The 19,746-nt window shown below is 50.3% G+C and carries 19 protein-coding genes; 14 read left to right on the top strand and 5 right to left on the bottom strand.

What is annotated here, in order from left to right; translation table 11 throughout:
• Positions 1 to 31: 31 nt before the first annotated feature.
• Both BO53_RS0103015 and BO53_RS0103010 read right to left on the bottom strand, forming a co-directional pair.
• Complete coding sequence (locus BO53_RS0103015; RefSeq protein WP_031545294.1) at positions 32 to 637, bottom strand: hypothetical protein; 606 nt, start codon at positions 635 to 637, stop codon at positions 32 to 34.
• A 13-nt stretch (positions 638 to 650) separates the two neighbouring features.
• Positions 651 to 2,156 (bottom strand): potassium/proton antiporter, encoded by a 1,506-nt coding sequence (locus BO53_RS0103010; protein WP_031545292.1) that lies wholly within the window; start codon positions 2,154 to 2,156, stop codon positions 651 to 653.
• A 79-nt stretch (positions 2,157 to 2,235) separates the two neighbouring features.
• On the opposite strand from BO53_RS0103010, the gene BO53_RS0103005 reads away from it, so the two are divergent.
• Positions 2,236 to 2,946: an ATP-binding cassette domain-containing protein gene (locus BO53_RS0103005; RefSeq protein WP_031545289.1), complete on the top strand. Its 711-nt coding sequence runs from the start codon at positions 2,236 to 2,238 to the stop codon at positions 2,944 to 2,946.
• On the opposite strand, the gene coaW is transcribed toward BO53_RS0103005, so the two are convergent.
• A complete protein-coding gene (coaW, locus tag BO53_RS0103000; RefSeq protein ID WP_031545287.1) occupies positions 2,941 to 3,738 on the bottom strand; it encodes a type II pantothenate kinase in 798 nt (265 codons plus the stop codon). The genes BO53_RS0103005 and coaW overlap by 6 nt on opposite strands.
• Positions 3,739 to 3,812: 74 nt before the next feature.
• Positions 3,813 to 5,390 (bottom strand): BCCT family transporter, encoded by a 1,578-nt coding sequence (locus tag BO53_RS0102995; protein ID WP_051682983.1) that lies wholly within the window; start codon positions 5,388 to 5,390, stop codon positions 3,813 to 3,815.
• Between the two features lie 161 nt (positions 5,391 to 5,551).
• On the opposite strand from BO53_RS0102995, the gene BO53_RS0102990 reads away from it, so the two are divergent.
• From BO53_RS0102990 to BO53_RS0102975, 4 genes are all read left to right on the top strand, one after another.
• Positions 5,552 to 6,391 (top strand): GNAT family N-acetyltransferase, encoded by an 840-nt coding sequence (locus tag BO53_RS0102990; RefSeq protein WP_031545284.1) that lies wholly within the window; start codon positions 5,552 to 5,554, stop codon positions 6,389 to 6,391.
• Between the two features lie 73 nt (positions 6,392 to 6,464).
• Complete coding sequence (rpoE, locus tag BO53_RS0102985; protein ID WP_031545282.1) at positions 6,465 to 7,007, top strand: DNA-directed RNA polymerase subunit delta; 543 nt, start codon at positions 6,465 to 6,467, stop codon at positions 7,005 to 7,007.
• Positions 7,008 to 7,228: 221 nt separating this feature from the next.
• Complete coding sequence (locus tag BO53_RS0102980; protein WP_031545280.1) at positions 7,229 to 8,824, top strand: CTP synthase; 1,596 nt, start codon at positions 7,229 to 7,231, stop codon at positions 8,822 to 8,824.
• A gap of 175 nt (positions 8,825 to 8,999) precedes the next feature.
• A complete protein-coding gene (locus tag BO53_RS0102975; RefSeq protein WP_051682982.1) occupies positions 9,000 to 10,919 on the top strand; it encodes a heavy metal translocating P-type ATPase in 1,920 nt (639 codons plus the stop codon).
• Here the strand turns inward: BO53_RS0102975 and BO53_RS0102970 are convergent.
• Entirely contained in the window at positions 10,837 to 11,349 is a 513-nt protein-coding gene (locus tag BO53_RS0102970) for a DUF2529 family protein (protein WP_031545276.1), read from the bottom strand. The genes BO53_RS0102975 and BO53_RS0102970 overlap by 83 nt on opposite strands.
• 112 nt (positions 11,350 to 11,461) lie before the next feature.
• Here BO53_RS0102970 and BO53_RS0102965 point away from each other — a divergent pair, with 112 nt between their 5' ends.
• From BO53_RS0102965 to BO53_RS0102925, 9 genes are all read left to right on the top strand, one after another.
• On the top strand, positions 11,462 to 12,319 hold the full coding sequence (locus BO53_RS0102965) for a class II fructose-bisphosphate aldolase (protein WP_031545274.1): 858 nt from the start codon (positions 11,462 to 11,464) through the stop codon (positions 12,317 to 12,319).
• A 148-nt stretch (positions 12,320 to 12,467) separates the two neighbouring features.
• Positions 12,468 to 13,118 (top strand): fructose-6-phosphate aldolase, encoded by a 651-nt coding sequence (gene fsa, locus BO53_RS0102960; RefSeq protein WP_031545272.1) that lies wholly within the window; start codon positions 12,468 to 12,470, stop codon positions 13,116 to 13,118.
• Positions 13,119 to 13,145: 27 nt separating this feature from the next.
• The gene (locus BO53_RS0102955) at positions 13,146 to 14,414 is read left to right on the top strand and encodes a UDP-N-acetylglucosamine 1-carboxyvinyltransferase (RefSeq protein WP_031545270.1); all 1,269 of its coding nucleotides are present in this window, start codon (positions 13,146 to 13,148) and stop codon (positions 14,412 to 14,414) included.
• Between the two features lie 187 nt (positions 14,415 to 14,601).
• A complete protein-coding gene (gene rho, locus BO53_RS0102950; RefSeq protein ID WP_031545268.1) occupies positions 14,602 to 15,918 on the top strand; it encodes a transcription termination factor Rho in 1,317 nt (438 codons plus the stop codon).
• A 115-nt stretch (positions 15,919 to 16,033) separates the two neighbouring features.
• A complete protein-coding gene (rpmE, locus tag BO53_RS0102945; protein WP_031545266.1) occupies positions 16,034 to 16,249 on the top strand; it encodes a 50S ribosomal protein L31 in 216 nt (71 codons plus the stop codon).
• Positions 16,250 to 16,348: 99 nt separating this feature from the next.
• Positions 16,349 to 17,428: a peptide chain release factor 1 gene (gene prfA, locus BO53_RS0102940; protein WP_031545264.1), complete on the top strand. Its 1,080-nt coding sequence runs from the start codon at positions 16,349 to 16,351 to the stop codon at positions 17,426 to 17,428.
• The gene (gene prmC, locus BO53_RS0102935; protein WP_031545262.1) at positions 17,415 to 18,266 is read left to right on the top strand and encodes a peptide chain release factor N(5)-glutamine methyltransferase; all 852 of its coding nucleotides are present in this window, start codon (positions 17,415 to 17,417) and stop codon (positions 18,264 to 18,266) included. Before prfA ends, prmC begins: the two co-directional genes overlap by 14 nt.
• Before the next feature lies 1 nt (position 18,267).
• On the top strand, positions 18,268 to 19,314 hold the full coding sequence (locus BO53_RS0102930; protein WP_031545260.1) for an L-threonylcarbamoyladenylate synthase: 1,047 nt from the start codon (positions 18,268 to 18,270) through the stop codon (positions 19,312 to 19,314).
• A complete protein-coding gene (locus BO53_RS0102925; protein ID WP_031545258.1) occupies positions 19,311 to 19,724 on the top strand; it encodes an arsenate reductase/protein-tyrosine-phosphatase family protein in 414 nt (137 codons plus the stop codon). Before BO53_RS0102930 ends, BO53_RS0102925 begins: the two co-directional genes overlap by 4 nt.
• The last annotated feature ends 22 nt before the right edge of the window (positions 19,725 to 19,746 follow it).

Here is a 19,746-nt window from a genome sequence, read left to right as displayed (position 1 = left end):
AATGCTCAAATGAGCATTCGCCGTTCTGTCGTCAATCGTAGAATTCCGTGTCGGAAAGGTCTTTATATTGCAGGATGATTTCGGTGATGCGGTCTTCCTGATTGTATTTCAGCATGACATATTGGCCGTTTGAATCATCGCTGTCGTAGAACATTCTGAAGTCGGAGACTTCATCACTGCTCGGCCAGCCAAAATGCTCTACGGCATCCTGTTTGTAGAATTCCTCAGGAAAAACGATGATGCCATCCACCCTGAGTTCGGCAGTGTCTTCAGCGCTGCCGACAGCCTCCGGGAAGTTGAAGCCGATATGGTCATAATGGTAGTAGGTACCATCTACGGTGCTGCCGGAACCTGCAGGCTCTCCGAGTCTATCGACCATATAGTCATAGCTCGAATGGACGGAGATCGTCCGGTATTCATAGTTGCCGGAAAAGAAGTTGGAGATGAAGGCATCCCTCGTCACATCGATCGGTGTGACCTCTGGAGGTGCCTCCTCTTCAGTTTCCTCTTCGGTGATTTCCTCCGTCTCTTCTTCAGCCTCCTCTTCAGAAGGTTCGCTTTCTGCTGTTTCATCATCAGGATTCGTGCATGCCGTGATGAACATAGGGATGAATAGTAGAATGATGAATCGTTTCATTGTCCGAAACCTCCTATTTTTCCTCTTTTGCAGCCGGGGGTTTTGCACGTCCTTTTCTGGGTTTGGGAATTTCCTTTGGTTTACTGAAGTAGGCTTCTGTCCGTTCACGCAATTTCCTCGGCATCATGACATATATGAAATCTTCGGAATGCATGACGGTGTCGCCATTCGGTGTGATGAGCTCATCATCCCTTATGATGGCGATCACCAGCACATCAGTCGGAAGATCCAGGTCCTTGATCTTCACATTTTCATGGGCGGACTGTGAAGGCAGTTCAATTCCATAAATATCGTTCTGGGTCTGACCAAGTGCGAGCAGTTCTACAGAATAGGCTGGAGTATCTGTTTCCCCTTCGTCAAACCCAAGCCAGCGTGCCACGGGGGTGATTGTACTTCCCTGGAGCAGGGCGGAGAACAGGACAATGAAGAATACGACATTGAATACGAGATATCCGTGTTCAATATCACTGACAAGTGGGTATGTCGCAAGTACGATGGGGACCGAACCGCGCAATCCCGCCCATGAAATGAAGATTTTCTCCTTGAAGTCATAATTGCTTGCAATGAGTGTAAGGAATACACCGATTGGTCGGGCGATGAACATGAGTATGAGCGCCATCAATATGCCCTGGAATGTATAGTTGAGAAGCTCCTCCGGAAATGCGAGGAGTCCGAGCATGATGAACATGACAATCTGCATCATCCATGCCAGCCCTTCGTTGAAACGCAGAATGGAATGCTTGTAGGTGAGCGGCCGGTTGCCCATGAGTACAGCCATAATGTAGACTGCAAGCAGACCGCTTGCTCCAATCACTTCGGTCACACCGAATGCAAGCATTGCAAACCCTAAAGAGAGGACCGGGTACAGACCGGAAGCCTCCAAGTCGATGCGGTTGATAACGAATACAGCGAGGCGGCCGATGATGATGCCGGCAAGAAGACCTACGCCCATCTGCCAGAAGAAGGAAAGAATCATAAGGAATACATTATTATCTCCCGGCATTTCTATGATGGAAATGATGGTGACGGTCAGGAATACGGCCATCGGGTCGTTGGTGCCGGATTCGGCCTCGATTGTCGAGGACAGTTTTTCCTTGATGTTCTTGCTGCCGAATACAGCAAATACAGCAGCGGCATCGGTCGAACCGACTATGGCACCCAGCAGCATCGAAGTCATCAAATCCATCCCAATTACGAAGTAGGCGAATATGCCCAGTATAAAGCTGGTAAGTAATACACCTACGGTGGCAAGCAGGACTGCCGAGCCGGCAACTTTCCTGATTGCCATGATATTCGTCTGAAGTCCACCTTCAAACAATATGACAACGAGTGCCATCATACCAATGAGCTGGGTCAGCTCCACATTATCGTAGTAGATGATCTGGTTGAGCAGTATCCCGATGATGATGAACAGCACCAGGGATGGTACACCAAGCCTCGAGGAGAAGCGGGTCATGACGACACCCAAAACCAGGAGGATGGCAATTAATAGAACAGGATAGTCTATGTGGACATCCATCAAAAACCTCCTTTTCCTTTAACATTTATGTATATAATTATAAGTGACTCATTTAGAAAATACTAGTAGAGGTACTTTTATGTTAAAAATTGAACAGTTGCAAATCTCATTTGGAAACTTCAGTTTGAAGGTTGAGGGGATCGGCTTCCCTCAAGGAATGAATGTCATTCTGGGGCCGAATGGGGGAGGGAAGAGCTCGCTCATGAAAGGGATCATCGGGTATGGTCATGAAAACCTCGACAGGAGGGAGATACAGTTCGGAGGCCACCATTTGGAAAAGGTGGAAAGCATCATCAGCTACCTGCCCCAGGAGAACCCAAGGTTCAGGATACGTGTCAGGGAATATCTCACCATGACAAGCGGCAGCGTGCCGGAGGAGAGGCTCGATGAAGCTGTCCGATATTTTGATCTGGAGCCAATGCTTGGCCAGTCGATTGAAAATTTATCCGGTGGGGAATTCAAGAGGGTCCAATGTGCCCAGGTTGCTCTGGAGGGAAAGCCGGTCATCATGGTCGATGAGATGGAGCAGGGACTTGACATGAACTACCAGCACGGAATGATGAAGTGGCTGTGCAGCGAGGGGAAGGACAAAGTGGTCATGGCAAGCATGCATGATGCTTCACTTGCCATGACTTATGCAGATACGATCACGCTAATAAAAGGCGGAAGGGCCGAAGGACCCCTGCCGCCCGAAGCAGTCACAGCTGACATGCTGTCGGAGTGCTATGGGCTGCCGTTGACAGTAAGACGGCAGGAAGGCGTGGTGCTCGTCTACCACAATCGTCTATAGAATGGCGCCCAGGGCCCCGGAATACTCACCGTTATGGATGATATGTGCTGTCGCGCCTTTCAAGCCGGCATAACGGTTAATGATATCCTTCATGACGGTGTTGTCCAGAAGAGTGGAACCGATGAACACCATATCATTGGTTTCAAAACCTTCAGCCAGACTGATGCCGACCGCAGTCACCGTTTCGGCAACAAGGCCGATGACAGCCTGCAGCTTATCTTCAGGATGCATGGCTGAGACATTGCCTGAGAGGACGTTGCCGAAGTTGCTTGCTGTGAGGTCGCCCGGGATCGGCGTCGGCCTGCCGGCATAGATATGATGGACTTTGAGGTCGATTTCATCCCTGTTGCCCTTTTCGGCCAGTCGTATAATCTCCTCATAGTCGTCTATATCGACCAGGAGCTTGGACAGTCCAATCAGTGTGCCGCCTCCAACGCCTGAGCCGCCGACACGTTCCTGACCCTGGGGAGAAGCGTGATGGAAACTCGTCCCTGTGCCGACATTCAGGTAGACGAAGTGGTCGAGTTCGATTCCCTGTTCGGCCATCAATGTCTTAAGTCCCCGATATGTGGCGTCGAACTCTATGGAGATGCCATCATTGCGGTTCAGCTTCTCTGCCATATACTCGGCTTTGCCGCCAGTAAGGAAAATCTGATCCTCGGCGTGTCCTTCATTAAGTATTTCAATCAGATGGTCAATTTCCGAAGATGCCCACTTTTCGAATCTTCTGGAGCCACCTTCCACATATGCCACTTTTATGAGCGTACCGCCCGCGTCAATTCCAATTTTCATAAACTGCCTCCACGTAAAAAGAATGTCATTGGGTCTATTATACCAATGACATTCTTTCTTAGTAATATTTTATTTTAAGCCTTTTTACGATCTTTGCGCTGGCGGCGCTTCATGGACTCATTCGGTTCGCGTCTCAATGACTTTGAAACGGAGATGATCATCGCTATGAGAACGACGCCGAACGGCAGCCCGGCAAGCAGTGACGCAGCCTGGAGACTCGTCAGTCCACCGGCAATGATCAGCGTAACAGTGAGGGTTCCAAGAAGAACGCCCCAGATGATTTTGAGCCTTGTACTTGGCGAGTCCGTGTTGCCTGATGTCATACCGGCCACGATGAAGGTTGCCGAGTCTGCTGAGGTGACCAGGAATGTAAAGATGAGCAGAATAGAGAGTGCTGAGAAGATCTGCGTCATCGGCAGCTGGTCGAACAGGGCAAATAGGGCAGCTGTATTATCCTCAAGTACGAGTTCGCCGATGTTGGTGCCATTGAAGAGGTCGGAATAGATTGCCGTGCCCCCAAGAGCCCCGATCCATAGGAATGAGAGCATCGGTGGAATGATCAGTATGCCGAGGACATATTCACGGATGGAACGTCCTTTGGATACACGGGCTACAAATGAGCCGATGAATGGACTCCATGCGATGACCCATGCCCAGTAGAATACTGTCCACTCCTGAACCCAGACTTCTCCGGTATATGGCTGCATACGCAGGGAATAGCCGACATAGTTTGAAAGATAATCCCCGAGACCGACGATGATGCTTTCCATGATGAAGGTAAATGGTCCCACAGCCATGACGAAGATGGTGATGACTGCAGCAAGCAGCATGTTCAGGTTGCTCAGCCATTTGATGCCGCGCTTCAGTCCTGTTGTAGTGGAAAGTATGAAGAGTCCGGTCATCAGTGCTGTAAGTATGATTTGCGTAAGTGCGCCGGAAGGGATGCCAAAAGCAATGTTGAGGCCACCGTCCATCTGCATGATGCCAAGACCTACAGATGTCGCCATACCGGTTACGGTTGCAATGACCGCAAGAATATCGATGGATTTCCTCGCCTTCTGGTTATAGTCTGCACCAAGCAGGGGCTCGAGCGAGGTCGAAACCAGGCCGTCCTTCTGCCTCCGATATTGGTTGTATCCGATGGCCAGTCCGGCGACACCGAATATCGACCATTGGGAAATGCCCCAGTGGAAGAATGAATATCCCATGGCCATGCGGGCTGCCTCGACCGTCTCCGTCTCCCCGCCTGGGAATGGCGATACCATGAAGTGGCTCATCGGTTCGGCCACACCGAAGAATACGAGACCTACACCAAGGCCTGCAGAAAAGAGCATGCCGATCCATGACCGGAATGAGAACTCGGGTTTTGATTGGTCTCCGCCGAGCTTGATTCGCCCGTATGGTGATAGTGCAAGAAAGATCAGGAATAAAGCAAAACCGAATACAGCAAGCATGAAGAACCAGCTGAAGTAGTTAGAAATCCATCCGTACACCGATTCGGAAGCTACCAGGAACCGATCGGGAATGATGGTGGCAACGAGTGCCGCAATGATGATGACAGTAGCTGAAACCCAGAATACAAGACCAAGTTTGGACTTCTGTCTGGCCTCCCCTTTGTACTTGGATGACTTATCCAAATTGTCGTTGTCCAAATTTTCTCCCCCTAGAATTAATTGGTAATTTAATCTACCCCAACTTTATTAAATTAAACACTTCAAAGGTGTTGAATATCACGCTGACTATTTTATACTTGAAAGGGTATAGTATGTATCATAACAAAACGACAATACATGTCAAAAGGGGGTACAGGTAAATGAGTGAAATACATATCCGGCCATTTATGGAAAAAGATAGACCCAGTCTTGCCGCCTTCAAATTGAGTGAGCAGCAGCAGATATATTCGAGCCTTCCTGTGGATGTGCTGGATGATGCGATTGAAGACCCCGACCGCACACCTTGTGTCGTGCTGAACGGAAAAGATGGAATCATCGGATTTTTTGTACTTCACAAACATTATCAGCACGAAGGATACGCTACCCCCCATGAAGTGGTATACATCCGTTCCCTTTCGATCAACGAAGCGTTCCAGGGCCGGGGCTACGGCACGAAGGTGGCAATGTCGCTGCCCCTGTTCGTACAGGAGCATTTCTCCAATTTCGATCATCTGTACCTGGTTGTCGATGCAGAAAACCAGGGGGCATGGAACCTGTATGAACGGGCAGGTTTTGCACATACAGCAACCAAGGAGGATGGGCCGATCGGCAAAGAGCGCCTCTACTATCTTGATCTTGACCAGAAGTATGTGCATAACATCAAGCTGAAGAAGGATGAATCGGTCGCATCCCCGGACATCAAAGTGGACATCATCCTCAATCAGAGGAAGTCGATCGGCCACATCGATGGCGTAATCAACGGGGAGGTACTGCATATTTCCCATCTGTATGTCGCAGAGGCAGAGCGCAATCGCGGCGTGGCATCCAGCGCTTTGAGACAGCTCGGGACGTTTCTGAGGCGGGTGCTTCCGGATGTGAAGCAGCTGGTCGTCTATACGGACGACGCCAGGGACAGGGTACGGCTGTTTGAAAGGGTTGGGTTTGTCAGGCTTGAGGATGAGGGTGGAAAGAAAAGACTGATGAAGTATATAAACTATTGAAATAGTGCTTGATTCATACAGCGTTTCCCTGTATGATATCCCTTGATATTCCAGACTGGAAAGGATGAATGAAATGAGACTGGACGACTATTCCAAAGAGATGATGGACGAGAATTCCTTCATCGATATGTCATATATGTATCTGCAGGATGCCGGCAAAGAGGCGAACCTGTATGACATCATCGATAAATTCAAGGAAATCGGAGGGTACTCCGATGAGGAAATCGAAAACCGCATACTGCAGTTTTATACCGACCTCAATACAGATGGCAGGTTCCTGAGTACCGGAGATGGCGTGTGGGGCCTCAGGGACTGGTATTCCATAGATGACATTTCCGATAAGATCGCCCCGACAATCCATAAGATCGAGCTGGCTGTGGAAGATGAGGAGCCGCAGATTGCCGAGGACGAAGATGACAGTGTGAGCGATGCTTTCGATCAGGACAAGGATCTTGTGGAATCCGATGTGGAGAATCTCGATTCCCCAATCAACGGAACTGAAGTGGAAGCCGAGGACGACCTGAATGACTCCCCGGACGAAACCATCGGGGAAGATATCGAGTATGATGATACAGACGAACTTGAGGACAGCTACGAGGACAAACCGGATCTCTAGGACTGCAACTTCCAGTTGACATTCATTAGAAAAGTGATATTATTTTTATTGGGCTCCCTGAAAAAGGGATTGTAAAGAACGGCTCCTTTTCACCAAGTGTGGAAGGGGGCCATTTTTATTTGCTGGCGGGAAAGGGTCTGACTTTCCTGCTGCATGACCGCACTAATCAGCCACCAATGACCTGGTGGCGACCAAGTTCTATAATCACAGGAGGAAGTGCAATGACTAAATATATTTTTGTGACTGGCGGGGTTGTTTCCTCTCTTGGCAAAGGCATTACAGCTGCGTCACTCGGAAGACTGCTGAAGGATCGTGGGTTCTCGATTACAATACAGAAATTCGATCCATACTTGAACGTGGACCCGGGTACGATGAGCCCATATCAGCATGGAGAGGTATTCGTCACCGAAGACGGTGCAGAGACGGACCTTGACCTTGGACACTATGAACGTTTCATCGATATCAATCTTCACAAATATTCCAATGTAACAGCCGGAAAGGTATACTCCGAAGTCATCCGGAAAGAACGCCGTGGCGACTATCTGGGTGGTACGGTCCAGGTAATCCCGCACATCACCAATGAAATCAAATCCCGTCTGATCCAGGCGGGGGAAGAGTCCAATGCAGATATTGTGATCACTGAAATCGGTGGCACGACAGGCGATATAGAATCACTGCCGTTCCTGGAATCCATCCGTCAGCTGCGAAGCGATCTCGGTCGCGAAAATGTCATGTATATACACTGCACACTTCTGCCATACATCAAAGCCGCAGGCGAAATGAAGACAAAACCGACGCAGCACAGCGTAAAGGAACTGCGGGGCTTGGGTATCCAACCGGATATGATCGTCGTGCGTTCAGAGCATCCGATGGGTGAAGACCTGAGGGACAAGATTGCACTGTTCTGTGATATCGACAAGAAAAGCGTCATCGAGGCAAGAGATGAGGAGACGATCTATAACATTGTCATCCGGCTGCAGGAACAGCGGATGGACTCCCTTGTCATCGATCGTCTCAACATGACGGCTGATAAGGAAGCGGAACTCAAAGATTGGAAACATCTGCTGCAGAACCTGAACAGCATAGAAAGAAAGATTACGATCGGTCTCGTCGGCAAATACGTCACCCTGCAGGATGCGTATCTGTCGGTTGCAGAATCCCTGAGGCACGCAGGATATGAGCGCCAGGCCGATATCGACATCAAATGGATAAACTCCGAACACCTCACAGAGGAGAACTACGAAGCGGAACTCGCTGAAGTGGACGGCATCCTTGTACCGGGTGGATTCGGGGAGCGTGGAGTGGAAGGCAAAATCTATGCCCTTCAATATGCCCGCCAGAATAATGTGCCACTTCTCGGCATCTGTCTTGGCATGCAGCTCGCCACTGTCGAGTTTGCCCGTAATGTGGCTGGGCTTGAAGGTGCCCATTCCAGTGAGCTCGATGAAAATACGCCGCACCCGGTCATCGACCTGATGCCGGACCAGAAAGATGTAGTCGATCTCGGAGGCACACTCCGTCTGGGCAGTTTCCCATGTGAAATCCAAGAAGATACGATTGCCAGGGAAATGTATGGGAAGGCGCATATAGATGAACGCCACCGCCACCGCTATGAATTCAACAACCGTTATAAGGAGCAGCTGGAAGCAGAAGGCATGGTATTCTCCGGCACATCACCGGATGGACGACTGGTGGAGATGATTGAACTCCGCGACCACCCCTACTTCGTTGCTGTGCAGTTCCACCCTGAATTCCAATCCAGACCGACACGGCCGCATCCGTTATTCCAGGGTCTGATCAATGCATGTATAAAATAAAGTTTCAAAAACCGTCCCGACGATAAGTGTCGGGATGGTTTTTATTTATAGCTGCAATAATGATAATCATTGTCATCATACATATAAGTTTCATAATAATTATGTAATTTTACCTCTGAGCCAATGGTGGATGAAGTATAATATAAGTAAAGATGAATACTTGGGGGGATGGGAGATGAGGAGGTTGCAGCTATACTTTACAGTCATCTCCGGCCTTCTTATTGCGGTCGGATTCTACATGGAACGGTTTACCGGCATTCCATGGTATCCACTCGTCTTCATGCTGGCTTTTCTCATCGGCGGGTGGTTCCAGGCAAGGGAAGGCGTCACAACGACTGTAGAGGAAAAGAAACTGAATGTTGAGCTGCTCATGATCATTGCAGCAATCGGAGCATCCATAATCGGCTACTGGTTCGAAGGTGCCATACTCATCTTCATCTTCAGTCTGAGCGGGACCCTTGAAGCTTATGCAGGAGGCAGGACGCGCGATGCTGTGCAGGCGCTCATCAAGATGAAGCCGAATGTCGCCAGAAGGGAACGGCCTGATGGTGAGTACGAGGTGGTCGATGTCGAAGAACTCGATATCGGCGATATCATCATGGTGCGCAGGGGAGATGTATTTCCGATTGATGGTGTCATCACCGAGGGTGGGACGGAGGTGAATGAGGCATCCCTGACCGGGGAATCTGCCCTTGTCATCAAAAACTCAGGTGATACTGTACTGACGGGTTCCATCAATGAAGGTGGGGTCGTTCTGGTCAGGATGACGGTGGATAATGAAGAGACGATCTTCAACAGGATGGTTGAAATGGTCCGTGAGAGTGAAAGTGTGCCTTCAAAGCGTGCCCAGTTCATCGACCGTTTCGAAAACAAATATGTATGGATTGTCCTTATAACGACAGGCTTCATGATGTTTCTCCCACACTATATCTTCGGATGGAGCTGGAATGAGACATTCTACCGGGCAATGGTACTGCTTGTTGTCGCTTCGCCATGTGCAGTGGTGGCATCCATCACTCCAGCGACACTGTCCGCCATCTCCACCAGTGCCAAGAGTGGTGTGCTGGTCAAAGGTGGCAAATTCATGGAGCAGCTGGCTGATGTCGATTATGTCCTGTTCGATAAGACGGGAACATTGACCAAAGGGGAGCCTGTCATCACACATTTTGAGGTGGCAGAAGGTGAGGATCGTGACAGGATCGCTGCCAGTGTATATGCGTTGGAACGGGAGAGCAACCACCCGCTGGCTGTCAGGATAAGTGATCATTTTGAAGATTCAAAGCAGGAGGGGTTTGAGGCCGAGAACGTCCATGATGTCGTCGGACGGGGGGTTGAGGCCCATGTCGATGGGCATACCGTCCAAGTATTCAAGGCAGAGGCAGACGATTTCATGGAGCCTTTCAAGTCCGAACTGCTGGATACGGGACATACGGTCACCATCTATATTGAAGATGGGGTCAAAAAGGCGCTCATTGCCCTGAAGGATATCGAGCGTCCGGAAGCCGCGGATGTCATAGAGAGGCTCAACAGGATGGGCAAGGAGACTGTCATGGTATCCGGAGACAACCCGAAGGCGGCCGAATCAATCGCCAAGTCGATCGGGCTCAAAAAAGCGATCGGCAACCAGAGTCCGGAAGACAAGGTGAGGCATATCAATGCCTATAAGGAGAAGGGGATCGTCATGATGGTGGGGGATGGTGTAAATGATGCCCCTGGCATCAAACAGGCGGACATTGGCGTAGCTATGGGAAAAGGTACGGGGATAGCGCTGGAGACGGCAGATATCGTGCTGATGAAGGAGCAGCTCTCAAGGCTGCCGGAAATGATGAGCCTTTCTGCACGGCTCGATGGCGTCATCAAGCAGAACCTGATCTTCTCAGTCGCAGTCATCCTACTGCTGATAACCTCAAACTTCTTTCAGGCGATCAACCTGCCGCTCGGTGTCATCGGACATGAAGGCAGTACAATCCTTGTCATACTGAATGGACTGAGGCTGCTCGTCAACAGGGAATTCAATATGCCTCATTCGTCATTTCATCTACAAGAACGTACAGATGATCATAGAAGTATAGGAATGCAGAAATATAAGGGTTAACAATTTTGTCGAAATTTGGCGTCGGTATGAGGGGACGCGGAGATGACAAATCGATATAATGGTGAAGTTGATCCATCATTTCAGCTTCATGCTTGTTGTAGTTGGAGACAAGTACAAATTCCTTCCCGGCATCCTGAAGTCCTGTAATGAATGACTTGACATCATCATCGAACTGATTGGCGATGACAAGCACACGGTCGGGCGCGTCAACGGCATCCCGGGAATCGAAAGGCCTTGTTTTAGGGAGGGCCAGGGAGCCGCTCAGCAGGAAGGGCTCAATCCCCTTGAAGTCATGGAAGGTCTGCAGGTGAATTTCCCCCTCGCTGCCCACTGCCTGGGCCAGGAGGCGTGCAGCCATTTCTATTTCCTCTTCCTGGGCGTTGATATGATTGTATATATTTGTCAATTGCGTCTGCAATATTTTATCCATGTGATCTCTCCATTCGGCTTGATGGTAATGCAATGTTACCAAAACATTGCCTGGAATTAAATATTTTTGGTATAATCACGTAATGGAACGAACTTTTAGGAGGAAACTAATAATGCCTTTAGTATCAATGACAGAAATGCTCAATAAAGCAAGAAAAGAAGGATATGCGGTCGGCCAATACAATGTGAACAACATGGAATTCGCCCAGGCAATCCTCATGGCATCAGAAGAAGAGAATGCACCAGTCATCCTGGGTGTTTCAGAAGGTGCTGCGAGGTACATGAGCGGCATGAAGACGGTGGTCAAGATGATTGAAGGTCTCATGTCCGACATGAACATTACAGTGCCTGTGGCAATCCATCTCGATCATGGTTCAAGCTACGAAAAGTGCATCGAAGCAATCGGTGCAGGCTTCACATCCGTCATGATTGACGCGTCCCATGGTCCTTTTGAAGACAACATTGCAACAACCAGGAGAGTTGTGGAATATGCACATGAAAGAGGCGTTTCTGTCGAGGCGGAACTCGGTGTAGTCGGTGGCCAGGAAGACGACGTCATTGCAGATGGCGTCATCTATGCCGACCCTGAAGAGTGCCGTGAACTGGTTGAGCGGACAGGCATCGACTGTCTGGCGCCGGCACTTGGTTCCGTGCACGGCCCATATAAGGGCGAGCCGAACCTTGGTTTTGAGGAAATGGAGGAGATCGGCAACCAATCCGATATTCCGCTGGTACTGCACGGGGGTACGGGCATCCCGACGAAGGACATCCAAAAGGCGATATCCCTCGGAACAGCAAAAATCAATGTAAACACCGAAAGTCAGATCGCGTCTGCGAAACGTGTAAGGGAAGTCCTTGCCAATGATGCCGATGTTTATGACCCACGCAAATACCTCGGACCTGCGAGGGAAGCAATCAAAGAAACGGTGCAGGGAAAAATCAAGGAATTTGGTACTTCCAACAAAGCCTAAGGCGATGAGGCCGTCCCGATCGGGATGGCTTTTATTTGATTTATAAGGGAAAGATGTATACAGTTTGGTAATATATATTATCCATTGCCGATTATACGGTGGTTATTCTATAATGAAACAATAACCTAGACGGAGGTGCGATCGATTTATGAAATATTTTATTGATACAGCGAACATGGACGAAATAAGAGAAATAAATGAATGGGGTGTGCTGGCGGGTGTGACGACCAACCCTTCCCTTGTTGCGAAGGAAAAAGGCATTTCATTCCATGACCGGCTTGTGGAAATATGCGAACTTGTAGGCGGACCGGTAAGCGGGGAAGTCATTTCCCTTGATGCCGACGGCATGGTTGAAGAAGGCCGGGAACTTGCCAAGCTTCATGAGCATATCATCGTCAAGATTCCCATGACGGAAGAGGGCATGAAGGCTGTCAAAGTATTGTCCGATGAAGGCATCAAAACAAATGTCACCCTGGTATTCAATACTGTCCAGGCGCTCACTGCTGCGCGGGCCGGCGCCACATACGTATCCCCATTCATCGGAAGGCTCGATGATATCGGACTCACAGGCTTGGACCTGATAGCGGACATCAAGCATATCTTCACTGTGCATGACATCGATACGGAAATCATTGCCGCTTCCATCAGAAACGAGTCCCATATCCATGGCTCGGCAATTGCGGGCGCGCACATTGCGACGGTTCCGTATAAAGTTCTGAAGAAACTGACACAGCATCCTTTGACGGATAAAGGAATCGACAAGTTCCTGGAAGATTGGAACAGTATAAAGGACCAATAGTCGGTCTGCCATATAAGGAGAAGAATTATGGGTAAAGAAGTAATTAAAGTCAGGGGCGGCAGGACGCTCTCTGGTGAAGTGGAGATCAGCGGTGCCAAGAACAGTGCAGTGGCACTGATCCCGGCATCATTGATGGCTTCAGAGGGGAAGGTCGTATTGGAAGGCCTTCCGGAAATTTCCGATGTCAAAACATTGATGAGCCTTCTGAATGATTTGAATATAGGGACGGCGCTCGACGGGACGACGCTCGAAATCAATGCCGAAGATGCGGAGAACATGCCGCTTCCCAACACCAAAGTACAGTCACTCCGTGCATCCTACTATATGATGGGCGCCATGCTGGCACGCTTCAAAAAATGTGTCATCGGCCTGCCTGGAGGATGCCCGCTTGGTCCCCGTCCAATTGACCAGCATATCAAAGGCTTCGAGTCCCTGGGAGCGAAGGTGACCAATGAACACGGGGCCATGTACCTGGTTGCAGACAGACTGAAAGGTGCAAAGATCTTCTTTGATGTCGTTTCCGTTGGAGCGACCATCAACCTGATGATTGCAGCGAGCTGTGCCGAGGGGAAGACCATACTTGAGAATGTGGCAAAAGAGCCTGAAGTGGTGGATGTGGCCTCCCTGCTGAACAATATGGGTGCCGACATCCGTGGTGCCGGCACCGATACCATAAAGATCAATGGTGTCGAAAAGCTGCATGGCACTACACACAACATCATTCCCGACCGCATTGAAGCGGGTACCTACATGATTACCGGGGCGGCCGTGGGCGACAAATTCACGGTCCGCAACATCATCCCGACCCATATGGAATCACTGACTGCCAAGCTTGAGGAACTGGGTGTGGAAATAGAAATCGGCGATGACTTTGCAACGATCACAAAGCCTGAGAAATATAAGCCGATTTCTGTGAAAACCCAGGTTTATCCCGGGTTTGCAACGGATCTCCAGCAGCCGCTGACCCCTCTGCTGTTCATGGCCGACGGTGTGAGCAAAATCACCGAAACGATCTACCCTGCACGGTTCAGGCATGTGGATGAGCTGGTGAGGATGGATGCCAAAATCGAGCAGAATAGCGGCTCGGCCCTCATCTTCCCTTCCGAACTCAAAGGCACGCATGTATATGCGAGCGATTTGAGGGCGGGGGCCTGCCTCCTGATCTCCGGCCTGACGGCTGAAGGTGTGACAACCATCCATAATGTCAATCATATCGACCGCGGCTATACGGACATCGTCAAAAAACTCGACCATCTGGGCGCAGAAATCTGGCGCGAGGAAGTGGAAGAGGACTGATAACGAACATCGGCTCGGACTGCCCAGGCAGTCCGAGCCTGCTGTTTTCAGGAGACGGGCTGCCGGCCCGTCTCCATCTTTCCTTTTGTAAAACAATGGTGTAGAATATGGAATGGTTAAAATCTCCCCCCTCCAAATCCTCTTCTGAAAGAGCACAAACCCCAATACATGAAAGTGAAGTGAATATATGGCTGAAAGAGAATCCACAGGATTGAAGTATGAGTCCTTTGATGCACTCTATAAGAAGAACAATACCAAGGAATTGACTGTACGGGCGAAAGAGCTGGGTCTGTCCAACTACAGCCGCCTGAATAAAAAGGAACTCGTCCTTGCCATAATGGAGGCCGAAATGGAAAAGGACGGGAACTATTATATGGAAGGGATCCTGGATGACATCCAGCCTGATGGCTACGGATTCCTCCGGACCGTCAACTTTTCAAAAGGGGAGAAGGACATCTACATCTCTGCTTCCCAGATAAGAAGGTTCGAATTGAAGAAAGGGGACAAGGTCACCGGAAAAGTGCGGCGTCCCAAAGAGAATGAAAAGTACTACGGCCTGCTGCAGGTGGACTTCATCAATGACCACAATGCCGAGCACATCAAAAAGAGGCCCCACTTCCAGGCATTGACCCCCCTCTACCCCGAGGAGCGCATCAGACTGGAGAACAAACCGACGGACCTCTCCACACGCATCATGGACCTTGTTACACCGATAGGCTTCGGACAGCGGGGGATGATCGTCGCGCCACCCAAGGCGGGCAAGACCTCCCTGCTCAAGGAAATCGCAAATGCAATCACCGAGAACCACCCGGGCACAAAGCTCTTCATTCTTCTGATCGGCGAACGTCCGGAAGAGGTGACGGATCTCGAACGTTCCGTGGAAGATGCGGAAGTCGTGCATTCGACTTTCGACGAACCGCCGGAACACCATGTCAAGGTCGCCGAGCTGCTGCTTGAGCGGACGAAGCGCCTCGTCGAGATGGGCGAGGATGTCATCGTACTGATGGATTCGATCACCAGACTGGCCCGGGCGTACAACCTCGTCATCCCGCCGAGTGGCAGGACACTTTCAGGTGGTCTGGATCCGGCAAGCCTCCACAGGCCGAAGCACTTCTTTGGTGCAGCGAGGAATATAGAGGCGGGCGGCAGCCTGACGATCCTCTCCACCGCACTTGTGGAGACGGGTAGCCGCATGGATGATGTCATCTATGAGGAGTTCAAGGGAACCGGCAATATGGAACTGCACCTCGACCGCAGCCTGAGCGAGCGCCGGATCTATCCGGCGATGGACATCAGAAGGTCGAGCACAAGGAAAGAGGAGCTCCTTCTCGAAAAGAGGGAACTGGATGTGCTCTGGCAGCTCCGGAACCTCTTCACCGATGCACCGGACTTTACAGAACGCTTCCTGAAGATACTCAAGCAGACCAGTACGAACGAGGAGTTCTTTGACGTATTGAGGCAACGGATGCTGTCCTCCCAGTCCACGGGCCGGCCCGTCATCTGATTGAGTCGCACCCCTTGATTTTTTGCAGGAAAACATGTATAATGTATAAGTATTGAAGTGGGAAACCACTAATAAACTCTGTGCCAGATGGTTCAGGGCAAAGGAGCTGGAAATAATGAAACAGGCAATTCATCCGGAATACAACAAAGTCAACGTTGTGTGCTCATGCGGCAACGAATTCGAAACAGGTTCAGTAAACAATGAAGACATCAAAGTAGAGGTCTGCTCTGAATGTCATCCATTCTACACTGGACGTCAGAAATTCGCGTCTGCAGATGGCCGTATTGAGAAATTCAACAAAAAATTCGGTTTCAAAAGCGCAAACGAATAAGAGTATACAACTGTACTGGAGTTACACTCCAGTGCAGTTTTTTTGTGTCCAAATATGATATAATTGACGAGATTAAAGAGACGAAAAGGTGAAAATTACATGTTTGATCAACTCGAAATAATTGAAAACCGGTACGAACAGCTGAACGAGCTGCTGAGTGACCCCGATGTAGTCAGTGATTCTGACAGGCTGAGGGAATACTCCAAGGAGCAAAGCGACCTCCAGAAGACAGTGGAAGTCTACAGGGAATATAAGCAGAAGAAGGAAACGATTGAAGAATCACGCATGATGATGGGTGAAACGGATGATAAGGAAATGCTCGAGATGCTCAAAGAGGAGATTTCCGAATCCGAAAAGGCGATTCCGGAGCTTGAAAACCAATTGAAGCTCCTCCTCATACCGAAAGACCCAAATGATGACAAGAACGTCATAATGGAGATCCGCGGAGCTGCAGGAGGCGATGAAGCCCAGATTTTTGCAGGTAACCTGTTCAGGATGTACTCACGCTATGCTGAAGAGAACGGATGGAAGACGGAGATCGTCGAAGCGAACGCCAATGACCATGGAGGCTATAAGGAAATCAGCTTCCTGATCCAGGGCAATGGGGCCTATTCCAAGCTCAAGTTCGAAAATGGGGCGCACCGCGTACAGCGTGTGCCGGAAACGGAATCCGGGGGCAGGATCCATACATCCACTGCGACAGTGGCGGTACTGCCCGAAGTGGAGGATGTGGAAGTGGAAATCCGCAACGAAGACCTCAAAATCGACACCTACCGTTCAAGCGGTGCCGGTGGACAGCACGTCAATACTACGGATTCTGCAGTGCGGATCACCCATCTGCCGACAGGTACAGTGGTGACTTCGCAGGATGAAAAGTCGCAGATCAAGAACCGTGAGCGTGCAATGAAAGTGCTGAAGGCACGCGTCTACGACATGATGCTGCAGGAAGCCGAGGCTGAATATGCCGAGAAGCGGAAAAGTGCTGTGGGTACGGGTGACCGTTCTGAAAGGATCCGGACATACAATTACCCGCAGAATCGTGTGACAGACCACAGGATCGGCCTGACGATCCAGAAGCTCGACCAGATCATCGAGGGGAAATTGGATGAAATCATCGATTCCCTGACGATCGAAGAACAGACGAGCAAGCTGGAAGAATTGAATAATGCCTCCCTATAGCTATAGGGAGATGGTCAAAGAGGCGAAAGCCTCTTTGAACGTATCCGGAGGAGAAACACGTCCGGCGATGCTGCTGCTGGAAGACCTCTTCGGCATGGGGACGGCGGATTTTCTGCTGGATGGCGACCGTGAGGTGCCGCCATCAGAGCAAGACCGTTACAAACGGGCGCTGGCACGCATCATAAACGGGGAACCATACCAGTATGTCGTGGGTTCTGCATGGTTCTATGGCGAGAAGTTCAAAGTGTCAAAAGAAACGCTGATTCCCCGTAATGAGACGGAGGAGCTCGTAGAGCTTGTGCTGGAGCTGGAACAGGATGACGGAAGGAAGGTTGTGGACATCGGGTGTGGCACCGGAGTCATCGGATTGACGCTCGCGGCTGCATGGCATGATAATGAAGTCATACTTACCGATGTCTCCGGGGCGGCACTCGAAATCACAAAGGAAAATGCACGTACTCTGGGGGTGGTCCCCAAAATCATGCAGGGAAGTCTGTTTGAGCCATTGATGGCGAAAAGTATGAAAGTGGACTGTGTGATTTCAAATCCACCCTATATTGGCTATAATGAAATGGATGACATGGGGGACTCTGTCATCAACCATGAACCCGCACTGGCGCTTTTTGCGGAAGATGAGGGGCTCGGCCTGTATAAAAGCATGATAGATCAACTGGAGCATGTGCTGCATCCAGGAGGAATGGTCTATTTTGAAATTGGCTGGAAGCAGGGGGCGGCACTGGCCGACTATGCCACTGCCCGATGGCCGAAAGTAATGCCGCAGGTGAAGAAGGATATGAACGGGAATGACAGAATACTCTACTTCAGGTGGGAGGTCTAGCATGGATACAAAAATCTGGGAGATCAGGACGGAACAGTTGAAGGATAGGACTACAGATGAGAAATTGAAGGAAATCAAAACGGCTCTGGAATACGGGGAAGTCGTCGGCATACCGACGGAAACAGTTTATGGCCTGGCCGGCGATGCCAGGAATCCGGAGGCGATACAGAAAATATTCGCAGCCAAAAATCGTCCGGGCGATAATCCGCTCATTGTACATATACACAGCATGGACCAGCTTGAGGACTTCACCGAGCCGCTGGACATGAAGGTGCGGACGCTGATGAAGCATTTCTGGCCCGGACCGATTTCATTCATCCTGCCTCTGAAGGGGAATATGCTTGCCGGCAACACCGTGGCCGAACTTGATTCAGTGGCGGTCAGGATGCCGAGTCATCCTGTGGGACACGCGATACTCGAGAATGTCGGCTTCCCACTTGCCGCCCCGAGTGCGAATCTGAGCGGCAAGCCTTCGCCTACAGATTACAGTCATGTCATCGACGATCTGAACGGCAAGGTGTACGGGGTGGTAGCGAGCGATCCGGCGACCTATGGGCTGGAGAGCACTGTGCTCGACTGCACCCAATTCCCCTACCGTATTGCGAGGCCCGGCAGCATCACCAAAGGGGCACTTGAGAATGTACTGAAGGAGACCGTCAGCAAACACGAAGGCTCGGCAGAGAAGCCGATCGCCCCGGGAATGAAGTATAAGCATTATGCGCCGCGCCAGCCACTGGTTGTAATCGAGGGCGGCGTGAAGAGCAACACGCACCTGAAGGTTGAAGAGGGACAGAAGATTGGCGTGATTGCGCCGGAAGCTGCACGGGATCATGTACCGGAACATGCCTACTTCATCAGTCTGTGTACAGGGGAGAATGACTACCGCGAAGCGGGGCGCAATCTGTATGCAGCCCTCAGAAGAATGGATAAATCTGAAGTGGATCTGATCTATATCCATGGGTTCCCCAAAAATGAAGAGACGGAAGCATTGATGAACCGCATCTATAAGGCCACCGGGAATGAAATAATAAGGGAAGATCTGAAATGAAGATCATTTTCGTCTGTACAGGGAATACCTGTCGAAGCCCTCTGGCTGAAAGCTACGCCAAAACAAAGTTCGGTACGGCAGGCACAGAATTCGAATCGAGGGGCCTGATGGTTTTCTCGGATGGCATCAGTTCCATCTCAAAGAGGATAATCGATCGGGAGAATCTTGAAGCGCCTTCCGCTCCGAAGCAGCTGGCCGAAGAGGATGCGGAAGATGCCCTGCTGCTGGTCATGACCGAATCGCACAAGATGGCAGTGAAGGACCGGTTCCCTGAAGCGGATGTGCACATGCTCAGCGAGTTCTCCGAAGGAACCGTAGAAGATGTCATCGACCCCTACGGTGGAGACGCGGGGGACTATGAACGGGCTTTTCGGCAGATGAAGCGATTTATTGATAAATTCAGACTGTAATTTGCCGATGACCACTTTTCTA

This window comes from Salinicoccus luteus DSM 17002 (assembly GCF_000712035.1).
GTDB lineage: Bacteria > Bacillota > Bacilli > Staphylococcales > Salinicoccaceae > Salinicoccus > Salinicoccus luteus.
The sequence above is the reverse complement of the archived record's forward strand: the minus strand, read 5'-3'. Positions and strand labels throughout refer to the sequence as shown.

Coding starts and splice junctions, on each gene's coding strand:
- BO53_RS0103015 (WP_031545294.1), bottom strand. CDS start 637: ATGAAACGATTCATCATTCTACTATTCATCCCTATGTTCATCACGGCA.
- BO53_RS0103010 (WP_031545292.1), bottom strand. CDS start 2,156: ATGGATGTCCACATAGACTATCCTGTTCTATTAATTGCCATCCTCCTG.
- BO53_RS0103005 (WP_031545289.1), top strand. CDS start 2,236: ATGTTAAAAATTGAACAGTTGCAAATCTCATTTGGAAACTTCAGTTTG.
- coaW (WP_031545287.1), bottom strand. CDS start 3,738: ATGAAAATTGGAATTGACGCGGGCGGTACGCTCATAAAAGTGGCATAT.
- BO53_RS0102990 (WP_031545284.1), top strand. CDS start 5,552: ATGAGTGAAATACATATCCGGCCATTTATGGAAAAAGATAGACCCAGT.
- rpoE (WP_031545282.1), top strand. CDS start 6,465: ATGAGACTGGACGACTATTCCAAAGAGATGATGGACGAGAATTCCTTC.
- BO53_RS0102980 (WP_031545280.1), top strand. CDS start 7,229: ATGACTAAATATATTTTTGTGACTGGCGGGGTTGTTTCCTCTCTTGGC.
- BO53_RS0102975 (WP_051682982.1), top strand. CDS start 9,000: ATGAGGAGGTTGCAGCTATACTTTACAGTCATCTCCGGCCTTCTTATT.
- BO53_RS0102970 (WP_031545276.1), bottom strand. CDS start 11,349: ATGGATAAAATATTGCAGACGCAATTGACAAATATATACAATCATATC.
- BO53_RS0102965 (WP_031545274.1), top strand. CDS start 11,462: ATGCCTTTAGTATCAATGACAGAAATGCTCAATAAAGCAAGAAAAGAA.
- fsa (WP_031545272.1), top strand. CDS start 12,468: ATGAAATATTTTATTGATACAGCGAACATGGACGAAATAAGAGAAATA.
- BO53_RS0102955 (WP_031545270.1), top strand. CDS start 13,146: ATGGGTAAAGAAGTAATTAAAGTCAGGGGCGGCAGGACGCTCTCTGGT.
- rho (WP_031545268.1), top strand. CDS start 14,602: ATGGCTGAAAGAGAATCCACAGGATTGAAGTATGAGTCCTTTGATGCA.
- rpmE (WP_031545266.1), top strand. CDS start 16,034: ATGAAACAGGCAATTCATCCGGAATACAACAAAGTCAACGTTGTGTGC.
- prfA (WP_031545264.1), top strand. CDS start 16,349: ATGTTTGATCAACTCGAAATAATTGAAAACCGGTACGAACAGCTGAAC.
- prmC (WP_031545262.1), top strand. CDS start 17,415: ATGCCTCCCTATAGCTATAGGGAGATGGTCAAAGAGGCGAAAGCCTCT.
- BO53_RS0102930 (WP_031545260.1), top strand. CDS start 18,268: ATGGATACAAAAATCTGGGAGATCAGGACGGAACAGTTGAAGGATAGG.
- BO53_RS0102925 (WP_031545258.1), top strand. CDS start 19,311: ATGAAGATCATTTTCGTCTGTACAGGGAATACCTGTCGAAGCCCTCTG.